The organism is Nocardioides marmoriginsengisoli (genome assembly GCF_003725695.1).
Lineage (GTDB): Bacteria > Actinomycetota > Actinomycetes > Propionibacteriales > Nocardioidaceae > Marmoricola > Marmoricola marmoriginsengisoli.
This window is the reverse complement of record NZ_RJSE01000007.1, coordinates 1,547,194-1,566,877: the sequence shown is the minus strand read 5'-3', so window position 1 is coordinate 1,566,877 and position 19,684 is coordinate 1,547,194. Positions and strand designations below refer to the sequence as shown.

General features: G+C 69.5%; 18 protein-coding genes, 2 tRNA genes and 1 pseudogene. 4 read left to right on the top strand and 17 right to left on the bottom strand.

Annotation, left to right across the window (positions count from 1 at the left end; genetic code table 11):
• The first annotated feature begins 42 nt into the window (after positions 1-42).
• Positions 43-2,673, top strand: a complete 2,631-nt coding sequence (gene valS / locus EFK50_RS16060; protein ID WP_123228500.1) for a valine--tRNA ligase — start codon at positions 43-45, stop codon at positions 2,671-2,673.
• A gap of 78 nt (positions 2,674-2,751) precedes the next feature.
• Here the strand turns inward: valS and clpX are convergent, their stop codons facing one another.
• The 7 genes and pseudogenes from clpX to EFK50_RS16025 all read right to left on the bottom strand — a co-directional run bounded on the left by clpX (position 2,752) and on the right by EFK50_RS16025 (position 8,926).
• Positions 2,752-4,032, bottom strand: a complete 1,281-nt coding sequence (clpX, locus tag EFK50_RS16055) for an ATP-dependent Clp protease ATP-binding subunit ClpX (RefSeq protein ID WP_123228499.1) — start codon at positions 4,030-4,032, stop codon at positions 2,752-2,754.
• 160 nt (positions 4,033-4,192) lie between these two features.
• Complete coding sequence (locus EFK50_RS16050) at positions 4,193-4,798, bottom strand: ATP-dependent Clp protease proteolytic subunit (protein WP_123228498.1); 606 nt, start codon at positions 4,796-4,798, stop codon at positions 4,193-4,195.
• Between the two features lie 7 nt (positions 4,799-4,805).
• Positions 4,806-5,429, bottom strand: a complete 624-nt coding sequence (locus tag EFK50_RS16045) for an ATP-dependent Clp protease proteolytic subunit (RefSeq protein WP_123228708.1) — start codon at positions 5,427-5,429, stop codon at positions 4,806-4,808.
• Between the two features lie 112 nt (positions 5,430-5,541).
• A pseudogene (locus tag EFK50_RS16040) lies at positions 5,542-5,967 on the bottom strand (SRPBCC family protein); the annotation flags it as partial.
• Between the two features lie 24 nt (positions 5,968-5,991).
• Positions 5,992-7,206 (bottom strand): alpha/beta hydrolase, encoded by a 1,215-nt coding sequence (locus EFK50_RS16035; protein WP_123228496.1) that lies wholly within the window; start codon positions 7,204-7,206, stop codon positions 5,992-5,994.
• A gap of 78 nt (positions 7,207-7,284) precedes the next feature.
• The gene (gene tig, locus EFK50_RS16030) at positions 7,285-8,694 is read right to left on the bottom strand and encodes a trigger factor (protein ID WP_123228495.1); all 1,410 of its coding nucleotides are present in this window, start codon (positions 8,692-8,694) and stop codon (positions 7,285-7,287) included.
• Between the two features lie 159 nt (positions 8,695-8,853).
• Positions 8,854-8,926, bottom strand: a tRNA-Pro gene (locus EFK50_RS16025).
• 125 nt (positions 8,927-9,051) lie between these two features.
• Between EFK50_RS16025 and EFK50_RS16020 the strand changes: the two genes are divergently transcribed.
• Both EFK50_RS16020 and EFK50_RS16015 read left to right on the top strand, forming a co-directional pair.
• Positions 9,052-9,122, top strand: a tRNA-Gly gene (locus EFK50_RS16020).
• A gap of 322 nt (positions 9,123-9,444) precedes the next feature.
• On the top strand, positions 9,445-10,428 hold the full coding sequence (locus EFK50_RS16015) for a toll/interleukin-1 receptor domain-containing protein (RefSeq protein ID WP_183407860.1): 984 nt from the start codon (positions 9,445-9,447) through the stop codon (positions 10,426-10,428).
• Positions 10,429-10,648: 220 nt separating this feature from the next.
• Here EFK50_RS16015 and EFK50_RS16010 read toward each other — a convergent pair whose 3' ends face one another.
• The 9 genes from EFK50_RS16010 to EFK50_RS22245 all read right to left on the bottom strand — a co-directional run bounded on the left by EFK50_RS16010 (position 10,649) and on the right by EFK50_RS22245 (position 17,239).
• Positions 10,649-10,903 (bottom strand): hypothetical protein, encoded by a 255-nt coding sequence (locus EFK50_RS16010; protein ID WP_123228493.1) that lies wholly within the window; start codon positions 10,901-10,903, stop codon positions 10,649-10,651.
• A gap of 8 nt (positions 10,904-10,911) precedes the next feature.
• Positions 10,912-11,145 (bottom strand): hypothetical protein, encoded by a 234-nt coding sequence (locus EFK50_RS16005; protein WP_123228492.1) that lies wholly within the window; start codon positions 11,143-11,145, stop codon positions 10,912-10,914.
• Positions 11,146-11,240: 95 nt separating this feature from the next.
• A complete protein-coding gene (locus tag EFK50_RS16000) occupies positions 11,241-11,720 on the bottom strand; it encodes a hypothetical protein (RefSeq protein WP_123228491.1) in 480 nt (159 codons plus the stop codon).
• A 139-nt stretch (positions 11,721-11,859) separates the two neighbouring features.
• Complete coding sequence (locus EFK50_RS15995; protein WP_123228490.1) at positions 11,860-12,852, bottom strand: LLM class flavin-dependent oxidoreductase; 993 nt, start codon at positions 12,850-12,852, stop codon at positions 11,860-11,862.
• Between the two features lie 41 nt (positions 12,853-12,893).
• On the bottom strand, positions 12,894-14,003 hold the full coding sequence (locus EFK50_RS15990; protein WP_123228489.1) for a PP2C family protein-serine/threonine phosphatase: 1,110 nt from the start codon (positions 14,001-14,003) through the stop codon (positions 12,894-12,896).
• Between the two features lie 37 nt (positions 14,004-14,040).
• On the bottom strand, positions 14,041-14,877 hold the full coding sequence (locus EFK50_RS15985) for an Fpg/Nei family DNA glycosylase (RefSeq protein WP_123228488.1): 837 nt from the start codon (positions 14,875-14,877) through the stop codon (positions 14,041-14,043).
• Positions 14,870-15,379, bottom strand: a complete 510-nt coding sequence (locus EFK50_RS15980) for a ribose-5-phosphate isomerase (protein ID WP_123228487.1) — start codon at positions 15,377-15,379, stop codon at positions 14,870-14,872. Before EFK50_RS15980 ends, EFK50_RS15985 begins: the two co-directional genes overlap by 8 nt.
• Before the next feature lie 4 nt (positions 15,380-15,383).
• The gene (locus tag EFK50_RS22250; protein ID WP_183407859.1) at positions 15,384-16,316 is read right to left on the bottom strand and encodes an RDD family protein; all 933 of its coding nucleotides are present in this window, start codon (positions 16,314-16,316) and stop codon (positions 15,384-15,386) included.
• A complete protein-coding gene (locus EFK50_RS22245; RefSeq protein WP_183407858.1) occupies positions 16,313-17,239 on the bottom strand; it encodes a hypothetical protein in 927 nt (308 codons plus the stop codon). Before EFK50_RS22245 ends, EFK50_RS22250 begins: the two co-directional genes overlap by 4 nt.
• Positions 17,240-17,330: 91 nt before the next feature.
• Here EFK50_RS22245 and cls point away from each other — a divergent pair, with 91 nt between their 5' ends.
• Entirely contained in the window at positions 17,331-18,806 is a 1,476-nt protein-coding gene (gene cls, locus EFK50_RS15970; RefSeq protein WP_246004176.1) for a cardiolipin synthase, read from the top strand.
• 2 nt (positions 18,807-18,808) lie between these two features.
• Here cls and EFK50_RS15965 read toward each other — a convergent pair whose 3' ends face one another.
• Entirely contained in the window at positions 18,809-19,684 is an 876-nt protein-coding gene (locus EFK50_RS15965) for an alpha/beta hydrolase (protein ID WP_123228486.1), read from the bottom strand.

Sequence of the window (19,684 nt, the reverse complement as noted above, 5' to 3'; positions counted from 1 at the left end):
CTGGTTTTCTGGAGCCCGGAGCCCGCCCGTAGCATTGCGCCCATGACCGAGACCCAGCACCCGTCCGCGAACCCGACGACCGCAGCGCCCGCCGCGGTCGACGTACCGGACAAGCCGGCGCTGGAGGGTCTGGAGGCCACCTGGGCGGCGAAGTGGAAGGCCGACGACACCTACGCCTTCGACCGCACCCAGCCGCGCGCGAACGTCTACTCGATCGACACTCCCCCGCCGACGGTCTCGGGCAGCCTGCACGTCGGGCACGTCTTCTCCTACACCCACACCGACCTGATCGCCCGCTACCAGCGGATGCAGGGCAAGTCGGTGTTCTACCCGATGGGCTGGGACGACAACGGCCTGCCGACCGAGCGCCGGGTGCAGAACTACTACGGCGTCCGTTGCGACCCGTCGCTGCCGTACGACGCCGACTTCACCCCGCCGGAGAAGCCCGACCCGAAGAAGCAGATCCCGATCTCGCGGCCGAACTTCATCGCCCTCTGCGAGGAGCTCGTCGAGCAGGACGAGGCGGTCTTCGAGTCGCTGTGGCGCACCCTGGGCCTCTCGGTGGACTGGAAGGAGCACTACACGACCATCGGCAAGAAGGCCCAGACCGTCAGCCAGCGCGCCTTCCTGCGCAACTTCGCCCGCGGCGAGGCCTACCTGCAGGACGCCCCGACGCTCTGGGACGTCACCTTCCAGACCGCGGTCGCCCAGGCCGAGCTGGAGGCCCGCGAGTACGCCGGCGCCTACCACCGGGTGGCGTTCCACCGTGCTGGCGGCGACCCGATCTACATCGAGACCACCCGCCCCGAGCTGATCCCGGCCTGCGTCGCGCTGATCGCGCACCCGGACGACGAGCGCTACCAGGGACTCTTCGGCAGCACGGTCACCTCGCCGGTCTTCGGCGTCGAGGTCCCGGTGGTGGCGCACGAGGCCGCCGAGCCGGACAAGGGCGCCGGCATCGCGATGTGCTGCACCTTCGGCGACCTGACCGACGTCCAGTGGTGGCGCGAGCTCCAGCTCCCGGTCCGCACCGTGATCGGTCGCGACGGCCGGATCCTGCGGGAGACCCCGGAGTGGCTCGCCGCGCCCGCTGCCGCGAAGGCCTATGCCGACCTGGCCGGCAAGACCACCTTCAGCGCCCGCGAGGAGATGGTGGCCAAGCTCCGCGAGTCCGGCGACCTGGACGGTGAGCCGAAGCCGACCCAGCGGATGGCGAACTTCTTCGAGAAGGGTGACAAGCCGCTGGAGATCGTCGCGACCCGCCAGTGGTACATCCGCAACGGCGGCCGGGACGCCGACCTGCGCTCCGAGCTGATCGCCGACGGCGATGCGATCACCTGGGTGCCGGCCCACATGAAGCACCGCTACGACAACTGGGTCGGCGGCCTGAACGGCGACTGGCTGATCTCGCGGCAGCGCTTCTTCGGGATCCCGTTCCCGGTCTGGTACCCGCTGGACGCCGACGGCGAGCCCGACTACGACCACCCGCTGATGCCGGCCGAAGCCGCTTTGCCGGTGGACCCGTCCACCGATGCGCCGGAAGGCTTCACCGAGTCCCAGCGCGGTCAGGCGAACGGCTTCATCGGCGACCCGGACGTGATGGACACCTGGGCGACCTCGTCGCTGACCCCGCAGATCGCCTGCGGCTGGGAGTCGGACGCGGACCTGTTCGAGCGCACCTTCCCGATGGACCTCTGCACCCAGGGCCACGACATCATCCGCACCTGGCTGTTCTCCCGGGTCGTCCGGGCGCACCACGAGAACGGCGTGGTCCCGTGGTCGCACGCGATGATGTCCGGCTTCGTGATGGACCCGGACCGCAAGAAGATGTCGAAGTCCAAGGGCAACGTCGTGGTACCGACCGAGATCCTGGAGAAGTTCGGCGCCGACGCCGTCCGCTGGCGCGCCGCGATGGCCCGCCCCGGTCTGGACTCGCCGTTCGACGAGGCCCAGATGAAGGTCGGCCGCCGGCTCGCGATGAAGGTGCTGAACGCGTCGAAGTTCGTCCTCGGCGGCTTCGGCGACACCGACACCTCCCCCGCGCTGATCACCGAGGCGATCGACCTCGCCCTGCTCGCGCAGCTCCGCACCGTGATCACCCGGGCGACCGAGGCGTTCGACGTCTACGACTACACCACCGCCCTCGAGGCGATCGAGAAGTTCTTCTGGGAGTTCTGCGACGACTACCTCGAGCTGGTCAAGGAGCGGGCCTACGACGAGGGCGGCAGCCCCGAGACCGCCTCGGCCCGCGCCGCCCTGGTCACCGCGCTGCACGTCCAGCTCCGCCTGCTCGCGCCGTTCCTGCCGTACGTGACCGAGGAGGTCTGGTCGTGGTGGGGGTCGGCCAACGCGGGCGGCGGTTCGGTGCACCGGGCGCCCTGGCCGACGACGGACGACCTCGGCGCCGTCGACGCGGGCGACCCGGCGATGCTCCCCGCGGTCGCGGCCGCGCTCGGAGGCATCCGCGGCGCCAAGTCGCAGGCGAAGGTCTCGATGAAGACCGAGATCACCCGCGCCGTGGTCTCCGGTCCCGCCGACCTGGTCGCCGCCGCCGAGGCGGCCGCCGCCGACCTGAAGAACGTCGGCCGGATCACCGGCGACCTGGTCTTCACGCCGACCGACGCGACCGAGCTGGCCGTCGAGGCCGAGCTGGCCCCGGTGGTCGAAGCCTGACGCGAGCCCCGGACGTCGAGCCTGTCGAGACGCGGTGAGGTGTGGCTGGGTCCCAGCGCACCTCACCGGGTTTCGAGCTTAGGCCGACTTCTTGGCCTTCTTCTCGGGCTCGCGCGGAATCAGCGTCGGGTTGACGTTGTCGGCAACGACCTCGCCGGTGACGACGACCTTGGCGATGTCCTCGCGCGAGGGCACCTCGTACATCACGTTGAGGAGCACCTCCTCGATGATCGCGCGGAGTCCGCGTGCACCGGTGCCCCGCTCCATCGCCTTGTCGGCGATCGCGGTGATGGCGTCGTCGGTGAACTCCAGCTCGACGCCGTCGAGCTCGAAGAGCTTCTGGTACTGCTTGAGCAGCGCGTTGCGCGGCTCGGTCAGGATCTGCACCAGGGCCGGGTTGTCGAGCTTGTTGACGCTGGCGATCAGCGGCAACCGGCCGATGAACTCGGGGATCAGGCCGAACTTCACCAGGTCCTCGGGACGGACCTGGGCGAACATCTCGTCCGCCTCCATCTCCTTGGAACCGCGCATCTCGGCGGTGAACCCGAGGGTCTTCTTGCCGACCCGCTGCTCGACGATGTGCTCGAGCCCGGCGAACGCACCGCCGACGATGAACAGGATGTTCGTGGTGTCGATCTGGATGAATTCCTGGTGCGGGTGCTTCCGGCCGCCCTGCGGCGGCACCGAGGCAGTAGTGCCCTCGAGGATCTTCAGCAGCGCCTGCTGGACGCCTTCACCGGAGACGTCGCGGGTGATCGACGGGTTCTCGGCCTTGCGGGCCACCTTGTCGATCTCGTCGATGTAGATGATCCCGGTCTCGGCCTTCTTGACGTCGTAGTCCGCGGCCTGGATCAGCTTGAGCAGGATGTTCTCGACGTCCTCGCCGACATACCCTGCCTCGGTGAGCGCGGTGGCGTCGGCGATCGCGAACGGCACGTTCAGCATCCGGGCGAGGGTCTGCGCGAGGTAGGTCTTGCCGCAACCGGTCGGACCCATCACCAGGATGTTGGACTTGGCGACCTCGACGACGTCTTCCTTGCCCTTCGAGGTGCCGGCGGCAACACCGGACTGGACCCGCTTGTAGTGGTTGTAGACCGCCACCGCGAGGGACTTCTTCGCCTGCTCCTGGCCGATCACGTACGAGTTCAGGAACTCGAAGATCTCCCGGGGCTTGGGCAGCTCCTCGAGACCGACCTCGCTGGTCTCGTTGAGCTCCTCCTCGATGATCTCGTTGCAGAGGTCGATGCACTCGTCGCAGATGTACACGCCGGGGCCGGCGATCAGCTTCTTGACCTGCTTCTGGCTCTTTCCGCAGAAAGAGCACTTGAGCAGGTCCCCACCGTCACCGATGCGTGCCACTGGCGGCCACTCCCCTCATCCTTGTCGACAGCCCGTCGACGGAACTCACCGAACCGGTCACGTGCGTGCACGCCCGGCCTCGTTGTCCTGACCGTACTCCGTCAAGGCGACGAATTCGGCCATAAGGACAACTGGACACGACAGAAACTCCGTACTGCGCTCAGGCGAGCGCCGGCACCTTCCGCGACTCCAGGATGGAGTCGATCAGGCCGTACTCCATCGCGCCGGCGGCGGTCAGGATCTTGTCGCGCTCGATGTCCCGGCTGACCTCTTCGGTCGACTTGCCCGAGTGCTCGGAGATCAGCTGCTCGAGAAGCTCGCGCATCCGGAGGATCTCGTTGGCCTGGATCTCGATGTCCGAGGACTGCCCGTAGGTGCCCTCGGTGTACGGCTGGTGGATCAGGATCCGGCTGTTCGGCAGCGCCATCCGCTTGCCCGGCGTACCGGCGGCGAGCAGGATCGCGGCGGCCGAGGCGGCCTGGCCCAGGCAGACCGTCTGCACGTCCGGCTGGATGAACTTCATCGTGTCGTAGATCGCCGTCATCGCGGTGAACGAGCCACCGGGCGAGTTGATGTAGATCGAGATGTCGCGCGCCGGGTCCATCGACTCCAGGCAGAGCAGCTGCGCCATCACCGCGTTGGCGATGTCGTCGCTGATCGGGGTGCCGAGGAAGATGATCCGGTCCTCGAAGAGCTTGGCGTACGGGTCGATCCGGCGGATGCCGTACGACGTGCGCTCTTCCCACTGCGGGATGTAGTAGTTCATCGTGTCCTCAGTCCTTGTTGCGAGCCGGACGGCCCTGGTCGGCGGCTTCCCGGGCACTGGTGATCACCTTGTCGATGAACCCGTACTCCAGGGCCTGGTCGGCGGTGAACCAGCGGTCCCGGTCGGCGTCGGTCTCGATCTGCTCGACCGGCTGGCCGGTGTGCTCGGCGATCAGGTCCAGCAGGACCTTCTTGATGTGCAGCGACTGCTGGGCCTGGATCTTGATGTCCGAGGCCGAGCCGCCCATGCCGCCCGAGGGCTGGTGCATCATGATCCGCGCGTGCGGGAGGGCGTACCGCTTGCCCTTCGTCCCGGCGCAGAGCAGGAACTGCCCCATCGAGGCCGCCAGGCCCATGCCGACCGTGGCGACGTCGTTGGGGATGTAGTTCATCGTGTCGTAGATCGCCATGCCGGCGTCCACCGAGCCGCCCGGGCTGTTGATGTAGAGGAAGATGTCGGCCTCGGGGTCCTCCGCCGACAGCAGCAGCAGCTGGGCGCAGATCGCGTTGGCGTTCTGGTCGCGCACCTCCGACCCGAGGAAGATCGTGCGCTCCTTGAGCAGGCGCTGGTAGATGTGGTCGTCAAGCCCGTACGACGCGGCGCCGCCGTTCATCTGAGGCGCGGAGGTCATCTGGGGAGTCAGGATCTCGTTCACGTCCACGACACTAGACGGAGCCCTCGTCAAATCCACGGGCAATAGGCCCTTGTTCGCTCACGGCGGATTCTGCCCGCCGTACCCGAGCCTAGGCGCCTTCGACGGCTGCCTTGATCCGCTCCAGGGTCGCGGCGATGCCGGCGTTGAGCTCGTCGTCGTGCCCGGCGGCACCGCCGATGAGCGGCCCCATCAGCTTCGTCGCGACCGTGTACGCCGGCAGCACCCGTCGGCCGGAGACCTTGGTCCCGGTCGCGGTCGGCTCCAGCTCGTAGACCCAGGTCGCGCCGCTCTCCCGGGTCTTCCAGGCCACCGCCTGGTTCGGCTCCCAGCGCACCACCTTCGAGGTGGTCGGCCAGGCGACGGCCTTGCGGCGGTTGATCCCGATGATGTTCGCGCCGAGGCCGGGCCGGCCGAGCACGAACGCCTTGCGCAGCTCGGGGCTGAACTCGGGCATCCGGCCGAGGTCGGCGAGGACCGCCCAGACCTTCTCGGGGGCGGCGGCGATCTCGACGCTGGCGGCTACGGCGGGGGGTTCATCTCAGCTCCTGGTGTTCGCGAGCCAGCCCCGCAGGGCGGCGTACACGTCGTCGTGGTTGAGCAGGTCGAAGTGGTCGGCACCGGGCACGTGCAGCACGTCGGCGCCGGGGAAGATCTCGACGTCGCCGGGAAGCAGCCCGACAGCGGAACGGTACGGGACCAGGTAGTCGCCGATCGTCGCGGCCATCGGGCTGGTCGGCGACTTGCCCAGCGTCGCCGCCACCAGGTGGTACCGGGCGTGCGGGACCGCCGCGACGTCCTCGGGCATCCCGTCGTGCAGGTCGAGGACGCCCACCGAACGCTGCTCGAACACCCGGGCCAGCGGCATCAGCTCCGGGGCGTGTGCGGCGAGGCGGATGCCGCGGGCGATCGAGCGCTCGACCGGCGACCCGGTGTGCGGTCCGCCGAGCGTGACGATGTCGGTGACCCGCTCGGTCCAGGGCTCGTCGACGTCGAGGGCGACCGCGCAGGCCGCCCGGGCGATCAGGGCACCCATCGAGTGCCCGACCAGCGCGATCCGGCGGACCTCGGTCGGCCAGTCCTGCACCAAGCGGGTCAGCAGCGAGCTCAGCGCCACCCCGGTCTCGGCCAGGGAGAGCCCGGTGTTGGCGCGGACGTAGACCGGCGTCCAGCCTTCGTCCTCGGCCAGCCGGGTGCCGTACGACGACGTGGTGCTGCCGTCCTCGCGCTTCGGACGGCTGCGCCGGTCCCAGTAGCTCTCGGTCTCGCAGAGCCCGTGCAGGAAGACCACGATCGCGTCCGAGGGCTCGGGGAACGCCTCCGCGAGCCCGGCCGGCGTCAGCGCGACGTCCCGGCCGTCGCGGCGGACGCCGATCTCGATGGCCAGCGGGGACCCGTCGGCGACCAGCTTGTCCCCGATCAGGCCGTTGACCGCGGAGACCACGAACCGGCCCCGCGGGGAGGCCTCGATCCGGGGGCCGACGCCGAGCTTGTCCGCCTGGCGCATCGCGAGGGCGGTGGCTCTGAGCCCGAGCCCGATGCCGACGTACACGCTCGTCGCGATCCCGTCGTGGAGCCGGTGCGCCAGGAACGGCCGCGGTGCCGGGCCGCCGGCGACCCGGTCGAGCACGGTGTGCACCCGCTCGCTGACCGCCGCGTGCACGTCCCGGACGCCGCCGAGGACCAGCAGGTCGAGGTGCTCGGTCGCCAGGGCCGTGGCCTCCAGGACGCTGGCTGCCGACGCTGGTGTGGTCATGTGCCAAGACAACGCAGCCCCGGATCGCAAGTCAACGATCCGGGGCTGCGGTCTTGATCACATTCAGTGAACAGATGTTCACTCAGTCTCGGCGGGCTCCTCCGCGGCCGTGGCGGCCTCGGCAGCGGCAGCCTCGGCGGCCGCGATCTCCTCGGCGGAGGCGATGGTGCCGTCCGGGCGCAGGTTCTTCAGCTCGACGTGACCACCGGCCGAGTCGGTCACCTTGGCGCCCTCGACGATCAGCGCGAGCGCCTTGCCGCGGACGACCTCGGCCACCATCTCGGGGATGTGGTTGTGCTCGACCATGTGCTTGACGAACTCGTCGGGGTTCTGGCCGGACTGCTGGGCGCGGCGCATCAGGTGCTGCGACAGCTCCGCCTGGTCGACCCCGAGCTCCTCGGACTTCGCGACCTCGTCGAGCAGGAACTGCGCCGCCATCGCGTCGCGGACCCGCTTCTCCAGGTCGGCCTCGAACTCGTCGACGGTCTGCTTCTCGTTGTCGAGGTACTGCTCCATCGTCATGCCGGCGTACATCAGCTGCTGCTCGATCTCGCCCTTGCGCTCGGCGAGCTCGGAGGCGACAGCGCCCTCGGGCAGCGGGATCTCGGCGCTGTCGAGCAGCTTCTCCAGGACGGCGTCGCGGGCGGCGGCCGCCTGCTCCAGGCGCTTGCCGCGCTCCAGGCGGGTCTTCACGTCCTCGCGCAGCTCGTCGGCGGTGTCGAACTCCGACGCGGTCTGAGCGAACTCGTCGTCGAACGCCGGCAGCTCCTGCTCCTTGACCGAGCCGACCTTGACGGTCACGTCGACGTCCTCGCCGGCCAGGTCGCCGCCGAGGAGCTGGCTCACGAAGGTGGCTTCCTCACCGGCGGAGAGGCCGCGCAGGGCGTCGTCGACGCCGTCGAGCATGTCGCCCGCGCCGACCTTGTACGAGTAACCGGTGACCTCGCCGCCCTCGACGACCTCGCCGTCCTTGGAGGCGACCAGGTCGATCGAGACGATGTCGCCGTCCGCAGCCGCGCGCTCGACGTCGTTCAGGGTCGCGAACCGCTCACGGAGCGCCTCGACCTGCTCGTCGATGTCCTCGTCGCTGAGCACGATCGCGTCCACGTTGACCGCCAGGTCGTCGTACGACGGCAGGTCGATGCTCGGCCGGACGTCGACCTCAGCGGTGAACTCCAGGGTGTCGTTGTCCTCGAGCTTGGTGATGTCGATCTCCGGCTGGGCCAGCGGCTGCAGGTCGTTCTCCTGCAGCGCCTGCACGTACAGCTTCGGGAGCGCGTCGTTGATCGCCTCGTCGAGGACGGCGCCGCGGCCGACCTGGCGGTCGATCACCGAGGGCGGAACCTTGCCCTTGCGGAATCCGGGGACGTTCACCTGCTTCGCGATCCGCTGGTAGGCCGCGTCGAGGCTCGGCTTGAGCTCTTCGAACGGGACCTCGATGGTGAGCTTCGCCCGGGTGGGGTTCAGCGTCTCGACGGCGCTCTTCACAGGTGTTCTCCTTGTAACGGATGGTCGTGGTGCGATCGGGGCGCCCAGAGTTGCGTCAGATCGCATCCGGGCGCGCGGCACCGACGAGTCAGCCTACTTCAGCGACCTGGCCGCCCCGAAATCGCGCCCGCCGACCAGGATCGGCACTCGGCCGATCAGTCGGGGCGACAGGACTCGAACCTGCGGTCTCCTGCTCCCAAAGCAGGCGCGCTAGCCACTACGCTACGCCCCGTTCTCGACCCGCGAACGAGCCGAGCGACGAGTCTAGAGGACTGCCGACATGCGAGCGCTACGGGTGCTGTGGCACCATATGGCCGCAGCCTTTTCGCGACGCCTCACGGCTCCGGGAGAAGACTCGGGGATGTAGCTCAATGGTAGAGCTCCAGTCTTCCAAACTGACTACGCGGGTTCGATTCCCGTCATCCCCTCACAGACAGAAATAGCAGGTCAGGGCCGGGTTTGGTACCCCGGGCTGATGGGTCTAGCGGCGTCACTGATCGGCACTCGTGCCGATCAGTGCCCAACGCGCGCAAAGGAACGACCCTCATGACCGCAACCGACCGAACCCCGCAACGCCCCGTAAACGCCATCGCGCCACGCCCAAGCACAACGGAGCCGGCGCAGTCCGCCGCCTCGACTCCGGGCGCCGGCAGGCCCGCGAAACCGACGCCGACGGCGTCCGCCGGCCAGCATCCGCCGCGAGCTGCACGGTTGGAGTGCCGACGTCGGCCAACGGGCTAGCGTATCTCCGTGCGCAATGCTGACGATGACTTCGAGTACGACGTGGCCCTCTCGTTCGCGGGCGAACAACGCGAGTACGTCGCCGCTGTCGCGACGGAGCTCCGGTTCGCCGGCCTTAGCGTCTTCTATGACGAATTCGAGATCGTCCGACTCTGGGGCAAGGATCTTTCTGAGCATCTGGACTACGTGTACAACCGAGCCGCACGATTCTGCGTGATCTTTGCGTCAAGCCAGTATGCAGAAAAGGCCTGGACGACACATGAGCGCCGATCCGCCCAAGCTCGGGCCCTTGAGAGTTCATCTGAGTACATCTTGCCTGCACGTTTCGACAGCACGGCAATACCGGGCCTGCGCTCAACCGTTCAATACGTCGACCTCGCAGAGGTCGAACCGACCGGTCTCGCAAACATGATTGCCCAGAAGGTTGGGCGCAAACAGAGGAAGAACTTCGTACCGCCGGTGCCGGACCTTCTTTGGGAGGAACTCGGCCTAACTCAGCGCTGGCAAATGGACGCCGCTGCGCGCATCGCTCGAAGCTTGGTGGCTTCGCTTAATCGATTCACGACCGACGAACTCCACGCCGTGACCGCAGTGTTCGTCGATGGCTGCAAGCACAAGCTGCCAGAGAACATCCATGTCCAAGCCGAGGTCATCTCACGCGAACTCAACCAGCCGATCGCGGAGGTCATGAACACCCTGGGCGGCCTTCGTCCGTTCGGGGTACAGGTTGAACTGCGCGAGATGTCAGACCCCGACGCGCATCCTGGTGAGGCATCCGTGAATCTGCGCTGGGGCCCAAGGGCGTGGCCATCAGAGGAAGACTGGGAAAGCCCCGACGCCGAGGAACGCGACGATTTCTACCAGACCCAAACCCTGCCTGTGCTGCTAGCGATGTTCGAGCGCATGCGGGTGGACGGCGGATGCCTTATCTGTCATCCGGAGATGTTGGATCGTCTCGACTTCTCGGGTTTGTCGTCTGAACTCGCACGCTGACCCGTGCCGATCCGTGCCCATCCGTGCCCATCCGTGCCCAACGTCCCAATAGACCAGTCGGTTCGGGCCGGAAACTGGCGATCCTGGTCAGGTCGAGTGTTAGCGACTTCCAGGTCAGACGCCACAACACGGGGCCTGACCTGCACGAACGCTGTAACCGGTGAACCGCTTCCAAACTGACTACGCGGGTTCGATTCCCGTCATCCCCTCCAGACCCGACTCAACCAGCCCGCGCCTTGCCGAAGCGCTGGTACGCCGCCTGCTTGGTAACACCGAGGGCCGCCCCGATCATCAGCCACGGGTCTCCGGCTTCTCTGGCAGCGGCTACGGCGTCGCTCAACTCCTGCTCGGCGGCATCGATAGCCTTCTGAGCGGCGATGATCCGACGAAAATGAACGGCATCTCGAAACCCTTCAGCGTCGAGGTCCAGATCATCCAGCCCGGCATCCGGGGGTGCGTGGTGCTTGGTCGTCATGCGTCGCCTCACAAGTAGTCGTAGTAGCGCTTCCGCAATCGCTGCGCATGGATCACCAGGTCCGGCACCAAAGCTGGAACCGCCACCAATTCGATAAGCGTCCCGGAAGCATCCGGGCCAATCACCACCAGCCGCTCCTCGCCGTCGCACTCAAGGCGCCGCGCCCGGATCGCGAACTCCCACGCGTGCCGAATCGCCTCATCAGTGATGCCGTGCTTACGAGCCGATTCCGCGATCTCCACGCGTAAAGACAATCTTTACACGCAGACCGACGCTCCTCAAGACATCCGACCTGTGGAGAGCACGGCACCAGGTGCCGTTGTGGACGGAGAACCTGCTACAGCGTGACGCTCGAGACCGGGTGCCAGCTCAACGTGTCGTCCGCGCGGAGCACCAGGAATTCCGGCGGGCTCGCGTTCGACATCGCCACGATCTTGACGTCCTCGTCTGGCCCGTCCTTGACCAGCTGACCCGCCACGGTCGGGTTCAGGGGGATCACCTGGGTCCGCGCCTCGGCCGCCGCCTTGGCACCGGCGGCGGACTTCTCGGCCGAGGTCGCGATTCCGCGAGCGAGCACGTCTGCCGCTGAGGTCAGTGCAAGCAGAGCGAGCAGCGCGACGATCATCGCGGTCACCTCACCGGAGGAGAAGTCCGTCTTCCCGACCTTGTCGGTGACGAGCGTGACGATCGTGGTGACCAACGGAGCAAGGACGATCATCACCTTGGTCAGGCTGAAGGCCGGCGCTTCGACGACCTGGCCCTCCTTGGACTCCTTCGAAGTGTTCAGGAAGAAGTCGACGACCTTGGATGCAGGCATGGCTGACCTCCGCACGGATCAGAGGGAGAGGGCTCTCCCGTTCACAGCATCGTGGCACGGCGAAAAGTCCCCGACGATGGCCCGTTCTGCCCATGCGATTTCGTCGGAAACACGCCGAAGAGCGTACGAATCGCCAGCCCTAGCCGGCAGCCCGCGCCGCCTTCACCGCCGGCATCACGGTCTCGCACACCAGCCGCAGGCTCTCCCAGGACGGTTCCGTCGGCAGGCCGCCGCAGAGCGGGTGGCTGCTGACCACCCGGATCTCCCGGCTCAGGCACTTCGCGATCAGGTCGTCCGGGGTCTCGACGACGTACACGCCGGCTGCCCGCATCTCCTCGACCGATTCCGAGGCGTCCCGGACCAGCGACTTCGTGGTGTTCTGCCAGGCGTTGTACCCGCGCGCCTCGGCGAGCAGGTAGGCGCCGTTCTCGGCCCAGAACCGGTCCGGGTCCTCGGAGCAGAACACCGTCGCCGGGCCCCCGGGCGGGAGCAGCACGAAGCCCGGTTCCCGCCCCAGCGCGCGGCACTCCTGCTGGTAGAGCTCCTTCAGCGACGGGTCGGCGGCCTGCGGCTGGAAGTGCAGCCCGAGGCGGGCGGCCCGGCGCGCGGCCGCCTTCGACCCGCCGCCGTAGAACAGCACCGGATCCCGGTACGGCGTCGGCAGCACCCGCACGGTGCGCCCCCGGTAGTCGAACGGCTCGCCGGTCCAGGCCTGCCGCAGGACCCCGATCGCGGACTCGATGTCGGCCCCGCGGGTCTCCCACGGCGCTCCGAACATCGCGTACTCCTCGGGGCGGTACCCCAGCCCGATCGTGTAGCTGACCCGACCGCCGGAGAGCTGGTCCAGGACCGCGATGTCCTCGGCCAGCCGGATCGGGTCGTAGAGGTTGGCCAGCAGCGCGGCCACCGAGATCGGGACGGTGCGGGTCCGGGCTGCGACCGCGGACGCCGCCAGCAGCGGGCTGGGCAGGTAGCCGTCGGTGGTCGCGTGGTGCTCGGAGAGCACGATCGCGTCCTGCCCGTGCTCCTCCAGGTACGACGCCTGCTCCAGGCAGCGCGCGAACATCTCCTGGTGCCGGGCCAGGGCCTCCCCCGGCGCGCGGAAGTCGTACCGGGTCACGAACGCGGTCATGGGTGCCTCTCGTCGGCGGCCTGCTCGAGCATGCGGGCACCTTAGTGGGCGAGGTGCGAGGACCGCCGGTGAACGAGCACGAGGGCTCCGTCGTCGTTGCTGCTGGCCAGCTCGTCGATCAGCTTCCGGGCGCCGCGCTGGTAGCCCGACGGGAACAGCAGCTGGCCCCGCCCGGCCAGCTTGTCGATACCGCTGGCGATGTCCCGGCTGACGGTCTCGACCAGGCCGTCGGTGTACATCAGCAGAGCGTCGTCGGGCATCAGCCGGCCGCGGACGACCTCGAAGGCGCTGTCCGGGATCAGACCGAGGACCGGTCCGTCGGAGTCGAGCACCGACCAGCGTCCCGAGCCGGCGTGCAGCCAGACCGCCGGCGGGTGTCCGGCCTTGCGGAGCTCGAAGTCCCCGGTGCGCAGGCTCAGGTGCAGGTGGATCGCGGTGGCGAAGCCCTCCTGCCACTCCTGGCGCAGCAGGTACTCGTTCGCCTCGCAGAGGAACCGTTCCGGCGCGACCGCGGAGGCCAGCCCGCCGAAAGCACCGGAGAGCAGCAGCGACCGGGTGCCGGCCTCGATGCCCTTCCCGGAGACGTCGACGACGATCAGGTCCAGCGTCGAGCCGTCGGTGGCCTTGCTGGCCACGATGAAGTCGCCGCCGAACGAGGTGCCGCCGGCCGAGCGGGAGGCCGACTCGACGTGCCAGCCGGACGGCAGACCGGGGATCGTGCCCTGGTTCGCGATCCGGTCCCGTAGGTCGACGAACATCGACTCGCCCCGCGGACCGGCCACGCCCAGCTTGGTACGGCGGAACGAGGTCACCATGATCAGCAGCGCGATCGCGAACGTGATCAGCACCCGGACGACGGTGACCAGGGTGATCTCGGGCAGGGCCAGCGTCAGGACCAGCACGCCGATCAGGCAGAGGCCGACCAGCCACGGCAGCGTCCGCGGGCCCAGCCACAGGCTGGCCAGCACGATCGGCAGGAACATCGCCGTCTGCGGTACGACGTCCGGGCTGAGCAGGCCGCCGGCGACCAGGCCGGCGGTCAGCAGCACCAGGAACACGAAGGCCGGGTGATCGGAATCGACCATCTGCCGCTGCAGCCGGACGACCCGGGCGCGGGCGCGCTCGCGGGGACCTGCGACGAGGTCGCTCATCCCGGGCATCGCTCGTCCCCCTCGGTTCCGATCTGGGTCAGCCTACGGCCCGGGAGCGAAAGACGGGCTGGCATCGCGGGCACCAGAACAGGTTTCGCCCGACCAGGATCTCGGTCCGCACCCGCGCGCCGCAGACCAGGCACTCCTGTCCCGACCGCCGGTACACGTAGACCTCACCGCCGTGGTCGTCCTTCCGCGGCGGCCTGCCCATCGCCTCCGGGGTGTGCTCGGGACGCACCGTGTCGATCCGACCGGTCAGCACGCCGTACTCCATCAGCTCGACCAGGTCCGCCCACAGCCGCTGGAACTGCGGTCGGCGCAGCGTCCGGCCGGGACGCAACGGGTGGATCTTGTGCCGGAAGAGGATCTCGGCCCGGTAGACGTTGCCGACGCCGGCGACAACACCCTGGTCCATCAGCAGGTCGCCGATCGGCCGGTTGCTCCGCGAGATCCACGTCCAGGCGCGGTCCCACGCCTGGGGGTCCGGCTTGAGCGGGTCCGCACCGAGCTTGTCGAGGATCGCGGCGCGCTTCTCGGCGCCGATCAGGTCGCACTGGGTCGCGCCGCGCAGGTCGGCGTACCCGGTCTCGTTCTGCAGCCGCACCCGGACCTGGCCGACGGTGACGGCCGGCGGCGTGCCCGGGTACAGGTCGAACTTCCCGATCAGGCCCAGGTGGACATGCAGGTAGCGCTCGCCGGCGAACTCGACGAACAGGTGCTTGCCGGCCGAATCGGCACGGACCACCTCACCCCCGTCGAGCAGCGCCGCGTCGGCCGCGAACCGGCCCTGGGGGCTGCTGACCCGGACCGGCCGGCCGGCGAACGCGGCGTCCAGGTCGTTCGCGAGCTTGAGGAGGGTGTGGCCCTCAGGCATCCGCGCCCGGGTCCGAGAAGTGACCCACGGCGGACTCGGGCAGCGGCGGCAGCTCCCGGGTGGTCTCGTAGTCGGCCATCATCGCGATCCGCCGGACGTGCCGCTCCTCGTCGGTGAACGGGGTCGCCAGGAAGACCTCGACGAAGCTCGTCATGTCCTCCAGGCTGTGCATCCGGCCGCCGACCGAGATCACGTTGGCGTTGTTGTGCTCGCGGGCGAGCACCGCCGTCTCCTTGCTCCAGACGAGGGCCGAGCGGACGCCGATCACCTTGTTCGCGGCGATCTGCTCACCGTTCCCGGAGCCGCCGATCACGACGCCGAGGCTGCCCGGGTCGTTCACCACGCCCTCGGCGGCCCGGATGCAGAAGACCGGGTAGTCGTCGAGGGCGTCGTACACGAACGGTCCGTGGTCGATCGGCTCGTGGCCGTTGTCGCGGAGCCAGCCGAGCAGGTGGTCCTTGAGCTCGAGGCCGGCATGATCGGATCCCAGGTGCACGCGCATGGCGTCAGGGTATCGAGGCTCCGAGCAACGACGTCGAGAGGGCGACCGGCAGCTCTGCGGCACGCGGGGTCCAGTCGTGGACCACGGCCGAGCGGGCGACCAGGTCGTGCAGCGCGCGACGGTCCCGCTGCACCACGGCGAGCAGGCAGCCGAGTCCGCCCAGGCCGAGGCTGACCGGGAACATCAGCGTCCTGGCGAGTGCGGCCCCGGGCCGCAGCGGACTGCCGTCCCAGCTGACCACCCGCAGGCCGAGCAGCGCCTTGCCGGGCGTCCGGCCGGCGACCTCGAGGCAGAGGAAGACGAACAGGAACCCGGTCGCGACGAACGCCGCGACCCAGCCGGGCGCCGACGCGTCGACCGTGATCGAGCGGTCCAGCACGGTGCGCCCGAGGTAGTCGATGCCGGCCAGCACCAGGGTGCCCGCGGTCAGCATCGCCCAGGCGTCGACCAGCACTGCGATCGCCCGCGGCACCACGCCGGCGTACCGGCCGCTGACGTCCAGGCGCCCGTCGGCCCCGACCCGCGGCTCCTCGGTCCGCAGCAGCGGCGGCGCGTGCGACCAGATCCGGCGCTTGCGGCGCAGCAGCGCGTCCAGGACCTGACCGGCGACGACGTCGACCACCAGCACCTGCCGGCGGGCGAGGTCCAGCGCCGACCCGGCGAACCGGCCGGTGCTGGCCGCCACGATGTCCGGTACGCCGGAGCGCCGGACCAGCGCCTCGACGTCGGCCGTCGCCAGCAGCTTGTCGATGTCGACCCGGGCCAGCAGCCGCTCCACGTCGACCCGGTCCAGCAACCGGTCGACGTCGATCCGGTCGAGCAGCGCATTGACGTCGATGTGGTCCAGCACGGTGTCCGGGTCGATGGTGTCGAGCACCTTGCCGGTCACCGCGCCGGTGAGCCGGCCGAGCACCGACTGCTGCTCCGGCCCGGTCACGACGCCGCCTCGGTCGCGGAACGGCCGGACATCCACCCGGCGCCCACGGCGACCAGTGCGCCTACGACCATCGCGACCAGGACGCCGGAGCGCAGGTCGGAGACGACCACGTCCCAGATCACCCGGGTGACCTCGGGGTCGCCGGACGATCCCGCCAGCGCCGAGCGCACCCAGGCGAGCAGCAGCAGGAGCAGGATCATCGCGACTGCGGAGACGGTGCCGAGGGATCGCAGGGTCCGCCAGCGCCGGCCGCTCAGCACGAGCGCCAGGACCGCTGCCGCGAGGCAGGCGATCGGCAGCCAGAACCCGGCCGCCTTCAGCGTCTCGTAGGCGAACCGGGCGTTGTCCAGGTCGTCCGCCTTGACCAGCGCGAACGACGTGTCCACCGTCGGCAGCCGGCTCAGGCCCACCGGCAGCCCCTGGCGCTGCAGGGCGGCCCGGATCGTGTTGAGCACGGTGCCGAGCTCGATGCTGACCCGGCCCTCGTCGTCCAGGATCGCCCCGCGCCGCCCCTCCAGGACGGCGACCAGCTGGGCGTGGGCGGACCGGTTGGCCTCCCGCCACGCGTCCGCGAAGTACGGGCTCTCCACGGTCGTGACGACGACCGCCCGGACGGCACGCTCGAGCTGCGGGCGGACGGCGTCGGCCAGGGCGTCGTACCCGAGCCGGCGCAGGACGTCACCGATCCGCGGATCGTCGGCGGAACCCTCGACCAGCTTGACCGTCTCGCGGGTGAGGTGCTTGACCGCCGCCTTCTTCACCACCGGGTCGCTGGCGAGCGGAGCCACCGTGTCGACGTACCGGTCGGTGTCGCTGAGGACGCTCGCGGTCCAGGACGAGAGCATGCCCAGCGGGAGCAGCAGCGCGACCAGGGCGACAGCGCCCCGGACCAGGACGACGCGGATCAGACTCTGGCCGGCCAACCGGTCCTCCTTCGAGCGACAAGCACACGGATGCACTCGGACAGCGCCATGATGGCACCCCGAGACCCCTCCGTACGACGAAAGGACCGCCGTGAGCCCCACCGGGGACACCTCCACCGACCTGACCCTGCTCGGCGTGATCCTGGCGGCGCTGGGCCTGACCGCGCGGGTCGTCGCGCTCGGCGTGATCCCCGGCGGACGCCGACCCTCGACCGGGATGGCCTGGCTGCTGCTGGTCCTGCTCTCCCCGCTGATCGGGCTGGTCGCGTTCTGGTTCTTCGGGTCGAACCACGTCGGCAAGTCCAGGCGCCGCCGGCTGAGCGAGGTCAACGAACGGATCCGGGCGGCCACGGCGGCGGTCCCGGAGGCGAGCACCGACCTGCGGCCGAGCGTGCTCGGCGTGACCCGGCTGAACCGGACGCTGACCTCGTTGCCCGTCACGCCCGGCAACGCGGTGACCGTGCTCGAGGACTACCGCGGCTCGATCACCGAGATGGCGGCCGCGGTCCGCGCGGCCCGCGAGTACGTGCACGTCGAGTTCTACATCACCGCCTGGGACGAGGTGACCGAGCCGCTCCTCGATGCCCTCGCCGAGGCGGCCGAGCGCGGCGTCGAGGTGCGGCTGCTCTTCGACCACCTCGGCTCACGCGGCATCCCCGGATACCAGGACCTGCTGACCCGCCTCGACGCCACCGGGATCAGGTACCACCCGATGCTCCCGATCGAGCCGTTGCGCGGCCGGTTCCGCCGCCCGGACCTGCGCAACCACCGCAAGCTGCTCGTCGTCGACGGGTCGGTCGGCTTCACCGGCTCCCAGAACCTGACCGAGCCCGGCTACAACAAGCCGAAGAACCACAAGGTCGGCCGCGCGTGGGTCGAGCTGATGGTGCGGCTCGAAGGCCCGGTCGTCGCCGAGCTCGACGCGGTGTTCGCCTCCGACTGGTTGCTGGAGAGCGGCGAGCCTCTGGAGGTCCGGGTCCGGACCGCGCCGGGCAGTGCGGACGTCGACGCGGCCGGCGTCCTCGCCCAGGTGGTGCCGAGCGGTCCCGGCTACGACACCGAGAACAACCTGCGGATGTTCACCAGCCTGATCTACGCGGCCGAGCGCCGGATCTCGCTGACCAGCCCGTACTTCGTCCCCGACGAGTCGCTGCTGTACGCCGTCACGACAGCAGCCCAGCGCGGCGTCGAGGTGGAGCTCTTCGTCAGCGAGGAGTCCGACCAGTTCATGGTCGGGCACGCCCAGTCGTCGTACTACCGCGCCCTGCTCGAGGCCGGCATCACCGTCCGGCTCTACCCCGCGCCGTACGTGCTGCACTCGAAGCACTTCACCATCGACGACGACGTCGCGGTGATCGGGTCGAGCAACATGGACCTGCGCTCGTTCGCGCTGAACTACGAGGTCTCGCTGCTGATGCTCGGCGAGGACGTGGTCCGCCGGATGCGGACCGTCGAGGACCACTACCGGTCGCTGTCCCGGACGCTGACGCTCGACGAGTGGTCGCGACGGCCGGCCCGGCTGAAGTACCTGGACAACGTGATGCGGCTGACCGCGGCGCTGCAGTAGGGCTACCGGTACTGGCCGAGGAAGCCGGCGATCTGCCGGGTCAGCGGCTCGGCCGCGTCGAAGACGTCGACCTGGCGCCAGAACCCGTGGACCTGGCCGAGGTACCGGGTGGCGGTGACCACGACGCCGAGCTCGGCGAGCCGGCGGGCCAGCTCCTCGCCCTCGTCGCGCAGCGGGTCGTGCTCGGCGGTGACCACCAGCGTCGGGGGCAGCGTGCCCAGCCGGTCGCTGAGCAGCGGCGCCAGGTCGGGATTGACCAGGTCGGCCTCGGTGGCGGCGTACTGGTCCCAGTACCAGGCCGCCTCGTCCGGGTCGAAGCCCACGCCGGTGGACCGGTAGGAGTCGAAGCCCGCCGACGGGTCCAGGAACGGGTAGGTCAGCGCGACGGCCGCGAACCGGCCGGGATTGCGGAGCGCGGCCACCAGGGCCAGGTTCCCGCCGGCGCTGTCGCCGTGCACGAACCAAGGCCCGGACAGGCCGAGACCGGCGGCCTCGCGCCCCAGCCAGCCGAGCACGGTGTCCACATCGTCCGGTGCCGCCGGGAAGCGGTGCTCGGGCGGCCGCCGGTAGTCGACGCTGAGGACCGCCGTCCCGGACCGGTTCGCCAGGCGCCGGGCGGCGGCGTCGTGCACGTCGATGTCGTGGAAGACGAACCCGCCGCCGTGCAGGTGCACGGTCACGGCGGTCGCTCCGGCCGGGCGGTAGAGGCGGCAGCGAACCCCGTCGGCATCGATCTCGTCGACCCGGTCCACCGCCTCCCGGGGAGCGGCCGCGGCCACGGCGCGCGCCTCGGCCCGGGCGGCCACGATCCCGTCGGCGTCCAGCTGCTCGCTGACGTACTCCGCCACCGCGGCCCGCGCCTGCGGGTAGAGCGTCAC